14 protein-coding genes are annotated in these 14,575 nt (G+C 37.6%); all 14 read left to right on the top strand.

Translation table 11 applies throughout. The features are described from left to right. The first annotated feature begins 68 nt into the window (after window positions 1–68). The 14 genes from B5F34_RS11955 to B5F34_RS11890 all read left to right on the top strand — a co-directional run bounded on the left by B5F34_RS11955 (window position 69) and on the right by B5F34_RS11890 (window position 14,352). Window positions 69–608, top strand: coding sequence for a UpxY family transcription antiterminator (locus B5F34_RS11955; RefSeq protein ID WP_087339316.1), 540 nt, complete (start codon window positions 69–71; stop codon window positions 606–608). Window positions 609–726: 118 nt separating this feature from the next. Further along, window positions 727–1,638: an Rpn family recombination-promoting nuclease/putative transposase gene (locus tag B5F34_RS11950; protein WP_087339313.1), complete on the top strand. Its 912-nt coding sequence runs from the start codon at window positions 727–729 to the stop codon at window positions 1,636–1,638. Between the two features lie 246 nt (window positions 1,639–1,884). Continuing rightward, on the top strand, window positions 1,885–3,174 hold the full coding sequence (locus tag B5F34_RS11945; protein ID WP_087339388.1) for an ATP-binding protein: 1,290 nt from the start codon (window positions 1,885–1,887) through the stop codon (window positions 3,172–3,174). 446 nt (window positions 3,175–3,620) lie between these two features. Further along, on the top strand, window positions 3,621–4,742 hold the full coding sequence (locus tag B5F34_RS11940; RefSeq protein ID WP_140393006.1) for a DUF6337 family protein: 1,122 nt from the start codon (window positions 3,621–3,623) through the stop codon (window positions 4,740–4,742). Continuing rightward, window positions 4,717–5,970, top strand: a complete 1,254-nt coding sequence (locus tag B5F34_RS11935; protein ID WP_087339305.1) for an oligosaccharide flippase family protein — start codon at window positions 4,717–4,719, stop codon at window positions 5,968–5,970. The genes B5F34_RS11940 and B5F34_RS11935 overlap by 26 nt, the downstream gene beginning before the upstream one ends. Further along, window positions 5,970–6,968 (top strand): glycosyltransferase family 2 protein, encoded by a 999-nt coding sequence (locus B5F34_RS11930; protein ID WP_087339302.1) that lies wholly within the window; start codon window positions 5,970–5,972, stop codon window positions 6,966–6,968. The genes B5F34_RS11935 and B5F34_RS11930 overlap by 1 nt, the downstream gene beginning before the upstream one ends. Before the next feature lie 9 nt (window positions 6,969–6,977). After that, window positions 6,978–8,027: a glycosyltransferase gene (locus B5F34_RS11925; protein ID WP_087339300.1), complete on the top strand. Its 1,050-nt coding sequence runs from the start codon at window positions 6,978–6,980 to the stop codon at window positions 8,025–8,027. Window positions 8,028–8,118: 91 nt separating this feature from the next. Further along, window positions 8,119–9,216 (top strand): hypothetical protein, encoded by a 1,098-nt coding sequence (locus B5F34_RS11920; protein WP_140393005.1) that lies wholly within the window; start codon window positions 8,119–8,121, stop codon window positions 9,214–9,216. 27 nt (window positions 9,217–9,243) lie between these two features. After that, a complete protein-coding gene (locus tag B5F34_RS11915) occupies window positions 9,244–9,474 on the top strand; it encodes an acyl carrier protein (protein ID WP_087339294.1) in 231 nt (76 codons plus the stop codon). Between the two features lie 3 nt (window positions 9,475–9,477). Then, window positions 9,478–10,536, top strand: a complete 1,059-nt coding sequence (locus B5F34_RS11910) for a ketoacyl-ACP synthase III (RefSeq protein WP_087339292.1) — start codon at window positions 9,478–9,480, stop codon at window positions 10,534–10,536. Window positions 10,537–10,538: 2 nt separating this feature from the next. Next, window positions 10,539–11,303 (top strand): SDR family oxidoreductase, encoded by a 765-nt coding sequence (locus B5F34_RS11905; RefSeq protein WP_087339289.1) that lies wholly within the window; start codon window positions 10,539–10,541, stop codon window positions 11,301–11,303. Window positions 11,304–11,320: 17 nt separating this feature from the next. Beyond that, on the top strand, window positions 11,321–12,064 hold the full coding sequence (locus B5F34_RS11900) for a polysaccharide deacetylase family protein (protein ID WP_087339286.1): 744 nt from the start codon (window positions 11,321–11,323) through the stop codon (window positions 12,062–12,064). A 12-nt stretch (window positions 12,065–12,076) separates the two neighbouring features. Then, window positions 12,077–13,357 carry a nucleotide sugar dehydrogenase gene (locus B5F34_RS11895; protein WP_087339285.1) on the top strand — a complete coding sequence of 427 codons (1,281 nt, stop codon included), beginning with the start codon at window positions 12,077–12,079 and terminating at the stop codon, window positions 13,355–13,357. Further along, the gene (locus B5F34_RS11890; RefSeq protein WP_343224317.1) at window positions 13,357–14,352 is read left to right on the top strand and encodes a glycosyltransferase family 2 protein; all 996 of its coding nucleotides are present in this window, start codon (window positions 13,357–13,359) and stop codon (window positions 14,350–14,352) included. Before B5F34_RS11895 ends, B5F34_RS11890 begins: the two co-directional genes overlap by 1 nt. Window positions 14,353–14,575: the final 223 nt, after the last annotated feature.

Raw genomic sequence — 14,575 nt, 5'->3', positions numbered from 1 at the left:
TCGGCTTGGGAAAGGGGATTCTTTCTCCAAAGATTGCCTGTTCACGTCTTCCACTCTCTTCGATTCGTATGGACGCAACTGAACAAAAATCCTCTTGGTATGCCATTCGCACTTTCAATTGCCAGGAACTCCGGTTGGGAGAATTCCTGACAGAAAAAGGCAAGGATTTCTTCATCCCCATGACTTATGCCGAGAGGCGTAATCGCATGGGGCAGACCAAGCGTGTGCTGGTACCTGTGGTACACAATCTGCTGTTCCTCCGCAAGGACGAACCTCAGAAACACCTGATGCGCCTGCTTACGGAATGCAACCTTCCCATGAACGTCTTTCGCAAGGAAGGGACTGGTGAGTGGTATGAGATTCCCGACCGTCAGATGCTGGAATTCCGTGCGTTGTGCGACCCCGATTTCAAAGATACCCTTTTTATGACCAGCGAAGAGGCCGACGCCAAGCCCGGCAAGTTAGTGGAAGTCATACACGGACCTTTTGCCGGGATGACCGGTAAACTGCATCGGGTGAAGAACAGCTTCTATTTCATTAAAACTTTGGTAGGAGTGGGCGTAATGCTCCGCATTTCCCGTTGGTATTGTCGGGTGTTAGACAGTTGATGCTTGAAGGTAAGGAATCGTTTGTTCGTTTGATTATTTTTTTTCGATGGAATATTGGGTTTGATGCTTGATTTTCCTATCTTTGTCCTTTGTAACATCTCAAAATAGTCAAAAGGATATGTGCTCGGAAGGCATTTACGAAAGATACATTAATTTTTATACCGATTTTGCGTTCAAGAAACTGTTCGGTACGGAGATTAACAAAGACTTGCTCATCAGTTTCCTGAATGCGTTGCTGCAGGGGCGTGAAGAGATTAAAGACATTTCTTATCTCAACACGGAGCATCTGGGTACCCAGGAGTACGACCGTCGGGCTGTATTTGATGTATATTGCACGAACGAGCAGGGAGAATATTTTCTGGTGGAGATGCAGAAAGGCGAACAGCAGTTCTTTAAGGACCGCAGCCTTTATTATTCTTCATTTGCTATCCGCGAACAGGCTCCCCGTGGCAATTGGGATTACGACTTGAAAGGCATCTATACGATTGGTATTTTGAATTTCTGTTTTCATTCGCAGGATCCTTCCTATTATCACGAAGTGAAGTTGATGGATACTGCCACCGAGGAAGTGTTTTATGACAAGCTGACCTTCATCTACCTGGAGATGCCCAAGTTTACGAAAACAGAAAGCGAGTTAGAGACCTTGCTTGACAAGTGGCTTTATGCGATTCGTAACCTGGCTTCGTTGATGGATCGTCCCCGTGCCTTGCAAGAGAAGGTCTTCCAGCATTTGTTTGAAGCAGCCGAGCTTGCCAAATTCGACCCCAAAGACCGCTACGCCTACGAAGAGAGCTTGAAGAACTATCGTGACTGGTACAGCGTGATGAAGACGGCTGAAATGAAAGGGCATGCGGCTGGCCATGCAGCAGGCTTGGAAGAAGGTCGTGCTGAAGGTCGTGTAGAAGGACGTGCTGAAGGTGCGCATGAGGCAAATCTTTCCATAGCCCGTAATCTGAAGCCAATGAACCTCCCTATATCAGATATAGTAAAGGCTACTGGTTTGACTATAGATGAAATAGAAAAACTGTGAGTCGGCAGCTAATTCTCAGTTAGTTTTTGCTTGATAGCTCAGACTTTCATAGAACTTCGGTCGGAAAAATGTGGAAATATCCTAAAACTTCGGTCGGAAAAGTGTGGTTTTCTTTTGAAAGTTCGGTCGGAAAAATGTAATTTTGTGCCAAAACATTTATTATTCTGCGGATTAAGAATTGGAAGAATGAGGGCTTGTATGGTTTGAATGATTCAATGCTGGATTCGCATATTTACTATGATTGGCATGTATAGGAACATTATCGAGCAACTTAAGCAATGGAAAGAACGGGAACATCGGAAGCCTCTTGTTTTGGCCGGTGCACGTCAGGTGGGTAAAACGTATATCCTCCAAGCATTTGGTGAGCAGGAGTTTGACAATGTGGCTTATATCAATTGTGATAATAATGAATTAGCTAAAAATCTCTTTGTTCAGGATTATGACATGCAGCGTATCCTGCTTGCCATCGGTGCTATTACAGGGCAGAGTGTAGTGCCTGGCAAGACATTGATTATCTTGGATGAGATTCAGGAAGCTCCTTGTGGATTGTCTGTTTTAAAATATTTCTGTGAGAATGCGCCGCAATATCATGTGGCTGTGGCAGGTTCCTTATTGGGGATAGCCATGCATCGGGGGGAATCTTTTCCTGTAGGTAAGGTAGAGGTGTTGCATATCTATCCGATGACGTTTGACGAGTTTTTGTTGGCCAAAGGGAAAAAGCATATGCTGGATATTCTTCTCTCCAAAGATTGGGATACTATCAAACTTTTGCGGGGGGAGTTTGTCAAAATTTTGCGTGAATACTATTTTGTGGGTGGAATGCCCGAAGCAGTGGGCGAGTTCATTCTTTCCAATGATGCAGTGCGGGTGCGTGCCATTCAGAATGATATTCTTTATGCTTATCGAAAGGACATTTCCAAACATGTGCCAGTTTCAGAAGCCAATCGCATCAGTATGGTCTGGCAATCCATGCCCTCGCAATTGGTGAAAGAGAATAAGAAGTTTGTGTATGGGGTAGCCAAGCCGGGAGGGAGAGCCAAGGATTTTGAAGTCGCTATTCAGTGGCTGTTGGATGCCGGGTTAGTCTATAAGGCAGAAAGGGTGTTACAGCCCAAGATGCCTTTGAAATTCTATGTCGATATTTCCAGTTTCAAACTTTTCCTGTTGGATTGTGGCTTGTTGGGAGCCATGAGTGAAACTCCTCCCGAAAAGTTGTTGATAGCAGATAACGGTATGGAGGAATCGAAAGGAGCTTTTACTGAAAATTATCTCATGAGCCAATTGGTTGCCAAGAATAGTACTTCTGTTTTTTATTACAGCAATGATGCAAAGTTGGAAATTGATTTTTTGATTCAGCAAGATGAGCGTGTCGTACCGATAGAAGTAAAAGCTGAAGAGAATTTGCGTTCAAAATCGCTTTCTACTTTTGTGGCTTCTCATCCGGGAATGCATGGATTGCGGTTTTCAATGTCGGATTATCGTGAACAGGAGTGGATGACTAATGTGCCTCTTTATGCGGTAACGGCTTATTTTTGAGTATAAGCGTCTCTCAAAGGCGTATTAGCCCAACTGAATCTGCTGCCAAGGATATCAGAATCAATACGAACAAACTATAAAAATAAAGTCAGGTTTTTGAAAACATTAAGTAAGCGTCCAAAACAGACGTATTGCCTGTTCAGTTAGATGTTCCTACCTTCGCGCTGTAAACATTAAAATTATAATGATATGTACAGCAGTGAAGATTTTGAAAGGCTTTTCATCCCAATTTTAATCTTATTTCAGACATGCTGCTTGTAATACAGGGGGTATGTCAGAATTGAACGCTTACGAATTGGACGTTTACTTACTTATTGACTGACTGCTTACATCCTATGTTTTTTTTGTGTGTTTTTTTGTTTGAAGTCTTTTTTTTGTTTTTTTTTGAAAAGAAAATTTGGGGAACCTATTTTACTCCTTTAAATTTTCTTTCGCTGCCATATACTTTGGTTACGTTAGTAGCTATTGTATATTCTTATGCTTCTCTTGGAGTGCCAGATTTTTATTTCCCTTCTTTAATTGTATGGATGGTTGGCCTCTTTTTTTTCTTCATTCCGAGTTTGTTTTTTTCATTTGCAAATAAAAATAAAGAATTTTTGTTTCAGATTTGTGTTGGGAAGAAGGATGATAATTATCGTCTATTAACAGTCATTGCACTTGTTTGTATAGCTATTTCCATGTCTCGTATTCATTCTGTCGTTTCTCTTTCTGGAATGAGTTTTGGTAGTGATGAATTTTCAGAAGAATATGAGGTGAAAGGTGTTTTGGCGCATCTTTCTGTATTAATGTCCGCTATATTTGCTTATATGGTATATAAAGCAGATGCTCGACATAAATTTGCTTATATTGTAATTTTATTGGCTTTGGTTGGAATGTATGCCGTTGGTGTAAAGAGCTGGATTATAGCTCCTTTTCTGATAGGGTATTTCGCTCGGATAGTAAGTGGTAAAACAACATTTTCATTTAAGTCTGTATTACTTCCTGTATTAGCTTGTATTCTAATATTTGTATTAAGCTATTTTATTCTGATGGTTGTGAGTGGAAAGAGTGAATTGTCCTCTGTATGGTTTACTTTTGTCACAAATCATTTTATTGATTATTTGTCTGGGGGAGCTTTAGCTTTAAGTCTTGATATAAAGGCAGGAATCTTGGAGCCTGAAATGACAGAAGCTCTTTTTACTCCTGTTATTAATATATTTAATTTTGTATTTGGAGGTGAATATCTCAGTTCTCTTAATCCAATTTTTTTGTCTATAGGTGATTTAGGAGAAACTAATGTACGAACTTTTATGGGGACAATTTGGGTATATTCTCAAAATATATTCAGTTATGCTATAATAGTAAATGTGTTTGGCACTTTTTTTTATCTATTGTATAGCTATTTGAGATTTTCGTCTAACATCTTTATGCTGTTGGCTAATTGTGGAAATTTCACTTTTTTAGCGTTAGGTTTTTTTGATTTCTATTGGTTAACCTTAGGTGCATATGAAATTATTTTAATTCTTTTATTATTGTATTTGATGTCTCGATTATCACTTCGGAATGTATTTAAAATTAAAAAAGAATAGTAGCCTGTTAGAGAGTATATTATCTCTTTCCATATTAAATATTTTAAACATGGTGCTTCCCCTTGTTACACTACCTTATCTAATTAAAGTAGTTGGGATGGCTAATTATGGAGCTTATTCAATCGCATATGCCATTATTCAATATATGTTGTTAGTAAGCACTTATGGGTTTAATTTCTCAGTAACAAAACAGATAGCACAACATAGAGAGGACGGAATTTATATCAATTGCATATTTAATGCAACTATTGCGGCTAAGGTATGTTTGTCTATTGCTGCTACAATTGTGTTCACTGTAGTTACATGGATATTTTTTCCTATTACTTATTTATATATGATGCTATTGGGGATTGGAGTAGTAGTTGGTGATTTATTGAACCCTGTATGGCTTTTTCAAGGAATGGAGAAAATGCGTTATATGACGTTGGTTAATTTCATTTGTAAACTGTTATTTACTATTCTGATTTTTTGTTTCATAAAGGAGGAGAAAGATTATTTGTATATAACATTATTAAATTCTGCCGGTTTTCTATTAGCTGGAGGCTTAAGTCTTTACATTGCCTGTAAAGTTTTTGGGGTTTATTTATCTTTTCCTACTTACAAAGATGTTTTTTCTCAGTTAAAAGATGGATGGTATATTTTTCTATCCACTATTTTTATGAATTTGTACAGAAATTCTAATGTATTCATTTTAGGACTTTTTATTAATGAATCTTTTGTTGGTATTTATGCAAGTGCAGAGAAGGTTATAAAGGCTTCTCAATCAATAGCTTCTCCAATATCGAATGCTTTATTTCCTTATTTGGCCAAATCTTTTACACAAGGTTCGTTATTGTCTGATATGAGTAAAATAAAGAAAGTAACTTTGATTATGGGAGGACTATTGTTCTTGTTATCTTGTGCTATATTTTTGGGAGCGCCACTAATTAATGATGTATTATTGAATGGTGAATCAAGTGGAGCAATAGAGTTAATGCAGTTAATGACACCCGTAATTTTCTTTGGAGGTTTAAATTATATTCTCGGAATAGTTGGATTGGTGAATTTAGGCTTTCAAAGTTCTTTCTTTAAATATGTAATGTATTCAGGAATATTGAGTATAATTTTTTTGGTAGTTACAGTTAATTTTTGGGGTAATTACAGTGCCGCCATTGCGATGTGTATTTCTGAGATAACTTTATTTGTGATGTGTTTATGTAAGTTTAATACGTTAAAGATTAGAGTTTAATGGTTTGTATATTAATACTTAATTGGAATGGATATCATGATACAATAGAATGCTTGCGTTCTTTAGACAAAATTTTGTATGAACATTATTTCGTTATTGTCGGAGATAATGGCTCTTCTGACCATTCGTTAGAAAAAATAGAGGATTTTTGTATAAATGAAAATCGGCTATATGGTAAAATTGTATTGGGATCGGGAGAAGAACTTCTTCCGATAAAAAAGAGGATGACTATATTGTATGATTTGGAAGACAATAATGGTTTCAGTAGAGGGAACAATTTAATGCTGAAATATGCATCTCAATATCAGCCTGATTATTATCTATTGTTGAATAATGATACGATTGTTGAACCAGATTTCCTTTCTATATTAGTTAAATTTCAACAGAGTCACCTTGACTTTAAAGTATTAACTCCTTTAATTCATTATTTTTATGATAAAAAAATGATCTGGAATGGTGGGGGGGATATTTATTGGGGATTTCGTAAGTATCATTATGCGAATAGAGCAGCTTCTGAGGTTAAAGAGAAAGAATATATATCGTGTACATATATTACGGGGTGTGCTTTATTTTTTGTTCCTTCTTTGTTGATGGAAAACAAAAATATTTTTACTGAGAAGTTTTTTTTTGGTGAAGAAGATTTTGAATTAGGACTTAGGCTAAAACGAATGAAGTATCGGATGGCTTGTGTTGTTAATTCTGTGATTTATCATAAAGTTGGTGCTTCTCGAAAGAAAGGTGACTTTGCATTAGAACATGCTTATATTTATTATTTGAATCGGTTAATAGATGTAAGAGACTATATGAGAAAGATCTCTTTTGTATGCTATCAGTTATTATTTTATTTGAATGTGCTGTACAAGATGAAAAGTAGCTATGGTTTATCATTAAAAGAAGCATGGATATTTGTAAAAAGATTGAGAGATGATTTGGCTGTGAGGACAGACGTATCCAAGGAGTTTTTCTCTTTTTTATTTTCCTCAAAAATAACTTTATAAATTGAGATTATGGGGCATCTAAGGATTTTAGTTCTTGGCTATTTTGCAAATACTACCAAACGCTTGGATGGACAAATTGCAAAAACAAAGGAGATTTATAATTTGATATCAATACATAATAAAGATAAATGGCAACTAGATTGTTTTGATACGGAATTATTTAAATATAAGAAGTGGGCTGTTATAATATTATTTTTGAAGTTGTTATTGTGTGATCGATTAATATACTTACCGGGTCAGAATAATTTAAGAAAATTCGGAAAACTACTTTATTATTATCAAAGGTTGCGGAATTTTTCTGTTATTTATATAGGGATAGGTGGATGGCTGGTTGATTTTTTAGTTCAAAATCCTTCTTATGTTAAAATTTTTAGGCGATATACTTCTATTATGGTTGAAAATTCTTCTGTGGTAGAAAATTTGAAATCTGTATACAATTTTACGAATGCTATATGTGTGCCAAATTTTAGAATACATAATTATATTCCTCAACTAAATAATAGTAATGATAGGAAATTTAGAATTGTTTTTATGTCGCGGATTATGAGGGATAAGGGAATTGATACAGTTTTTGCTATTATTGAAAATTTGAAGGAATATGGATTTTTGGAAAAGGTAGAGTTAATGTTTTATGGCCCTTTGTCTAAAAAGAAAGAAGAACAACTCTATTTCGAAGAGAATCTTGCGAAATATAATAATGTACAGTATGGAGGAGTTTTACAGATGAATGATATCTATATAACGTTAAATAAGTATGACGTGATGCTTTTCCCAAGTCGATATGAAGGAGAAGGATTTCCGGGGGCAATATTGGATGCTTTTATAAGTGGAATACCTGTAATAGCTTCTAATTGGAAATATAATTCGTCAATAATTCAATCAGGTTATAATGGTATAATATGCTCTCATAATGATATTCAAGAATATATAGATGCTCTTAAAATCTTAATGTTGGATAAAGAAATATTATTAAAGATGAAGGTAAATGCCTATGAAAGTTCCCAAAAATACTCTTCTGATGAAGTTTGGAAAGAACTTTCTTTATTATTAAATAGTTAGAAGCCTTATTAAAAGGCTGTAGTTATAAGTTTGTATGATGTAATATAAAGGTTGTTTGTGTTTGTTCTTTCTAGCTAAAATATGATGTGTTATGTCTACTATATCTACTCAAATCATTACTTTCCGCGATATAATTTTTAATAATTATGAGTTGTGCAGCGATTCTTATGGCATTGCTTCTTATGTATTGACATCTCCACGCGTGGCTGCTGGTATAAATTGTCCGTTCAATGCATCGAAAGATAACTGTGCTTTTTTGTTTATAAATGTGGATGGTGTGGTAGCAGCCCGTTCACAGCATTTTGGAACCCGGTTTTACGCAGACGGAAAAATAGTTTCTGCAGGAACTGGTTCGTCTTTGGAAACGGCAGAACCCTATAGGCACTTAGGAATAGGGGCAGAGATTATGTTGTTTATAGCAACCAATAAAGAATATCCTTTGTTTATTGCTTCTGGCATTTCCGAAATGGCTTTACCCCTTTATGATAAACTCCACTATTATGTTTTGGCTTTCCCCCGCATTATGCAATTGCGGAATGCGCACTGTGTATTGGAGAGTAGAAAAATGCATGGTGGATTGTTAAAGTTGTGCAGCAGACTGGCGAATATACCTTTATGGGCAGTGACTGCATGGGGAAAATATAGCGGGAAGCGGTTATTAAGGCACTATCAGGTAGAAAAAGTTTCGACTGTCCCTGGGTGGGTGGATAATATCGTGTTGAACGATGGGCATAAATATATGGAGGTGCATGACCATAGATGGTTGCAATGGAACCTGGACTATAATTTCCGAGGATTGCCGCAAGATATTCAATCGTTTTACACAATAAAGAAAGATGATAAACCGATAGGTTTCTTTATGACTAAAGAGCGTTTTAGGGAGAAGGCCGGTGGAATATTGCGGAATGTTTTAATCGGTGCTATTATGGAATGGGGGACAGTAGATGATAATCTGCTGTCGGAAGTTGATATTTACAGATTGGCTTTGCCCACATTTTCACCTGGGGTTGACATCGTGGAAACGGCTACCGCCAATCATACCGTTGTTAGAGAAATGAGGAAATACGGTTTCCTGCGTCATGGGGATGCCCATATCGCATTGAAAGATAAAAAGAAACAATATAAAGATGCTAAGAATATAGCTTTGTGGCGTATCCGTTATGGGTATGCCGATGTGATTTTGACTTAAAAGATTAATTTGTAAAAATATAAGAGTATGAATTTTCCAGATTTCATTGAAAAGTTTGCAGAAGCAATAGAAGTAGAAGATGCAAAGACTTTATCGGGCAGTACCGAATTCAGGGGAGTGGACGAATGGTCGTCACTAGCTACCTTATCTGTAATTGCAATGTTGGATGAAGAATATGATGTCCAGATAGAGAATGCAGAATTTCGTGAACTGAAAACGATAGAGGACATATTTAATTGTGTAAAATCAAAGCAATAACCCATGGCTTTTATGAGGTTTTCAGGTGTGGGAATGACAGCCCTGGCAGGAGCTGTGCCCCATATTGTAATTGACAATTATGGATATACGCAATATTTTCCGGCAGACCAGGTGAAAGCAGTTGTTGATAAGGTAGGAATTTATGAACGACGTTTTGCAGATGAAAAGACCTGTTCGTCAGATTTGTGTTTTGCTGCTGCAGAGAAATTGATTGCGGATAACCGTATCGCAAGGGATGAGATTGATTTGTTGATATTTCTTTCCCAGACTCCGGATTATAGAATGCCGGCAACTTCAATTTTACTGCAGCATCGTTTAGGATTGTCGCATTCTACTATTGCCTTTGATGTCAATTTGGGATGCTCCGGTTTTATCTACGGTTTGAGTATCGTATATTCTTTCATGCAACAACATGGACTTCGCAAGGCTTTGCTATTAGATGGTGAGACTCGTTCAAAGGTTTATTCACCTAAGGACAGGCGGTCAGCTTTTTTGTTTGGTGACGGGGGAGTTGCTGCGTTGATAGAACGTAATGAGAAATTCGGTGAAAGTTATTTTTCTCTGAATTCGGATGGAAGCCGGGGGGATTTAATTATGATAAAAGGAGGTGGATACAGATATCCGAGTTCCGTTGATACGCTGAGAGAGAAGGTGGTCGATGAATATGGCAATATACGGAATGATGAACAAGGTTATATGAATGGTGGAGATGTATTCAATTTTGTCATTCGTGAGATTCCCAAAGATATCAAACGTATGTTTGAGTACACGGGCTTGGATACAGATTCATTTGATTACTATATATTCCATCAGGCCAATAATTTTATCAATTCTTATTTAGCAAAGAAATTGAAATTGGATGTAACGAAAATTCCTTCTACAATAGCTAAGTACGGTAATACGTCTTCAGTAAGTGTACCTTTGACTATTGCAAGTGAGTTGAAAGGTCAGTTTGACTCTCCTAAACGATTACTGTTGAGTGCTTTTGGAGTAGGAATGACTTGGGCAACCGGGGTGATAACATTAGATAGGTGTAATATCAGTGATATAGTGGAGGTCTGACAATGTATAATCCGTTTTCATTAGAGGGGAAAAGAATTCTTATTACCGGAGCTTCTTCCGGTATAGGAAGGCAATGTGCCATTGATTGTAGTAAGATAGGGGCTACTGTAATATTGTTGGCCCGCAACGAAGAAGGTCTTAAAGAGACATTGGCTGAAATGGAATCAAGTGAGAGACATTGTTATTTCTCTGTAGATTTAAGCATTACAGGCAATTTAGAGCAATTAGTCAAAGATATCGTGAATCGGAAAGGGACAATAGATGGGGTTATTAACTGTGCAGGTATATCATCTGTCACACCATTGACATTAGTGACAGAAGATTTGTTCTCCAAATATTGTAATGTTAATATTTTCTCTGCGATTAATTTGACAAAAGAGGTCGTGAAGCGAGGTCATTTCTCAAAAAAAGGGTGTAGCATCATTTTTATATCCTCAATTATGGGATGTGTTGGTGAAAAAGGAAAAACGTTGTATAGTGCGACAAAAGGTGCATTAATATCAGCCTCCCGCTCTTTAGCTTATGAACTTGCCATAAAGCAAATACGTGTAAATGTTGTTTCTCCTGGTGCTATAATGACACCGATAAATATGGAACAGCCTTATATGAAAGATCCCGATCTTCGTACCATATTGGAGAAAAAACATTTGTTAGGCTTAGGGAAAACTACAGATATCTCTCAGACATGTATCTTCCTTCTTTCTGATGCTTCCCGTTGGATTACAGGACAGAACATTATTGTGGATGGCGGCTATACAGTTATCTGACTTTTGAGTGAGATTGTATGAAGAAGGTTGTTTTAATGTACCATGACCTTTACCTCCATTCTTCATCCGAGAGCGGATTTCAGAATGATAGTGCATTTCAATATAAAATTCAAGTAAATGAGTTTGAAAAGCAGGTAGAGTCTGTTGTTGAATATTGTCGGAAACATCCGGAAACGGAAGTAGAATTTACTTTCGATGACGGTGGTGTTTCTTTTTTGACTTTAGCCGCTCCGGTTTTGGAGGAGTATGGGTTAAAAGGGACGTTTTTCATTAGTACGGCTTATTTAAATACACCTTTATTTCTTACTACAGAACAGGTGGCGGAGTTGGCAAGGCGGGGACATCGTATCGGTTCTCATTCTCATACACATCCGGTATTGACAGAATTGGGAGAGGAACGTATCGCTGAAGAATGGTATAAGTCTGTTGGAATTTTGAAGGACTATGTTTCCGGTGAGACGATTGCTTCCATCCCTAATGGTAATGGTGATAAAACTGTAATGCAGAAAGCTGCTGAGGCCGGCATCCGAAAACTGTATACTTCCGTGCCTGCTACTCGTGTTACGAACTTGGGAGGTATGCAGATTTGGGGGCGTTATGTCGTTTACCAAGGTATGACTGTGGGGGATGTCATGGCTATTGTGGCAAACAGAAACAGGCGAAGAGTAATGTATAGTCGCTGGTTGTGTTTGCAATTGATAAAGAGTTTGTTGGGTAAGCATTATAATTCTTTGAAGTCGCTCATTTTTAGGGTAAAATAAATCAGATTATTTATGGATTCAATTAAAATTGCCGTAATCGGTCTCGGTTACGTAGGGCTTCCTTTAGCCCGACTTTTCTCTACAAAGTACAAAACAGTGGGTTTCGACATGAATCAGGCACGGGTAGATGCCTTGATGAGTGGACACGATGCGACTCTTGAGGTTGCTGATGACTTGTTGCAAGAGGCCATCGGAAAACACGGTTTTGTTTGTACTACGGATTTGGAAAAGATTAGGGATTGTAATTTTTATGTCGTTGCAGTGCCTACTCCCGTAGATCACAACAATCATCCGGATTTACGACCTTTGTGGGGAGCCAGTGAAACAGTTGGAAAAGTTATTTCTAGAGGAGATATCGTAGTATATGAGTCAACAGTTTATCCGGGGGTTACAGAAGAGGAATGTTTGCCTGTTGTGGAACGGGTATCTGGATTGAAGTTTAATGTAGATTTCTTTGCAGGGTATTCACCTGAGCGTATCAACCCAGGGGATAGGGAACATACGGTAGAGAAAATCAAGAAAGTGACTTCCGGTTCTACTCCAGAGATCGCTGATATTGTGGATGAGGTTTATAATTCGGTGTTGGTAAACGGCACTCATAAGGCTCCTTCTATCAAGGTGGCGGAGGCTTCCAAAATCATTGAAAATTCTCAACGGGATGTAAATATCGCTTTTATGAATGAGTTGGCTAAGATATTCAACGCAATGGGAATTGATACGAATGATGTAATAGAAGCGGCTTCGTCTAAGTGGAACTTCATTAAACTGAAACCTGGGTTGGTCGGGGGGCATTGTATCAGTGTAGATCCTTATTACTTAATACAAAAAGCGCAAGTATATGGTGTATTGCCACGAGTGATGTCAGCTGCGCGGCGTTTGAATGACGGTATGGGGGCTTATGTAGCAGAACAGACCATCAAGTTGATGAATAAGAAAGGGGTATTGGTTAAAGATGCCAAGATATTGATATTGGGTATTACGTTCAAGGAAAATTGCCCGGATGTTCGTAACACCAAGATTGTTGATATTTATCATACGTTGAAGGAATATACCAATAATATTGTTGTATATGATCCATGGGCCAATGTTGATAAAGTGAAGCATGAATATGACATCGAAATTCAGAATAGTGAATTAGAGGCTTTGCAAGGGCAATTTGATGCGGTTATCTTGGGGGTGGCTCACGATACTTTTAAAAGCTTGAATATTCGTGATTTCTTGGCTAATCAGGATGGTGTCGTTTACGATGTAAAGGGTGTGTTGGCGAGGACTCAAATAGATGGAAGACTTTGATGGTTATGTTGTCGGTAGTTTGTCCTGTATATAACGAAGAGCGATATATTGTCCGATGTATAGAATCTATTTTGGCACAGGATTATCCTAAAGAGGATTTGGAAGTGCTGTTTGTAGATGGTATGAGCCGTGATAAAACGCGGGAAATGATAAAGGGATATGCAAACAAATATCCCTTTATCCATTTGTTGGATAACCCGAAGCGAATTGTACCATACGCAATGAATCGAGGCATTAAGGCAGCTAAAGGGGATATTATTATGCGTCTGGATGCTCATGCAATGTACGCACGGAATTATTTCTCGGTTTTGGTAAATGCTTTAAATTCGTTGAATGCTGATAATGTGGGGGCTGTTTGTCGTACGGACGTTCTAAATAAAACGCCGAAGTCCTTAGCTATAAAAGAAGTGCTAAGCAATAGATTTGGTGTCGGAAATTCGGCATTTCGTGTGGGAGCGGATAAGGTGATGAAGGTCGATACAGTACCTTTCGGCTGTTGGCGCAGGGATGTATTTGACAGATACGGGCTATATGATGTCCGCTTAGTGCGCAATCAAGATATAGAATTGAATAAACGCATATTGCGTGGAGGGGGGAATATATATATCATACCTAATACGTATTGTACTTATTTGGCTCGAGAAACATTCAATGGTTTGGCAAAAAATAATTATGGGAATGGGAAGTGGAATATTTTGACAGTTTTCTATACCCGGCAACTGGATTCTTTGTCGTTGAGACATTTTGTCCCTTTGCTTTTTATTTTATCATTAATATTGCCTGTTTTTTGTGCCTTATTTTATGCGCCTCTGGGTCTGTTATCTGTTATGTCTTTGGTAATGTATCTTGGCTTGGTGGGAGGAATTAGTTTGAAAGCGGCCATGCAGAAAAACTTGAATTTCTTTTACCTCATAAGTTCTTTCGGTATTCTGCATTTGTCATACGGATGGGGGGCTTTGGCTGGAATATGCAGATTGCCTTTTTTAAAACATTGATTGTATGGAAAAAGAAAGAAAAGAAACAATTTTCTCATGGTTATACCGAAAAATCTATAAATCCACCCCTCCCTATTGGTGTTATTACTCTGTATATCAAATAATTAACGTGAGTTCGATATAAGGATTGAAATTATTCCTTTGAAAATTAGGAACATAGCGATAAAAGCATTAAATTTATAGTGTCCAAGTATAACATTTAAGCAATTACCACTATGTTCTC

The sequence above is a fragment of the Mediterranea sp. An20 genome, assembly GCF_002160055.1.
GTDB classification, from domain to species: Bacteria; Bacteroidota; Bacteroidia; order Bacteroidales; family Bacteroidaceae; genus Bacteroides; species Bacteroides avicola.
This window is presented reverse-complemented; position numbering and strand designations above follow the sequence as displayed.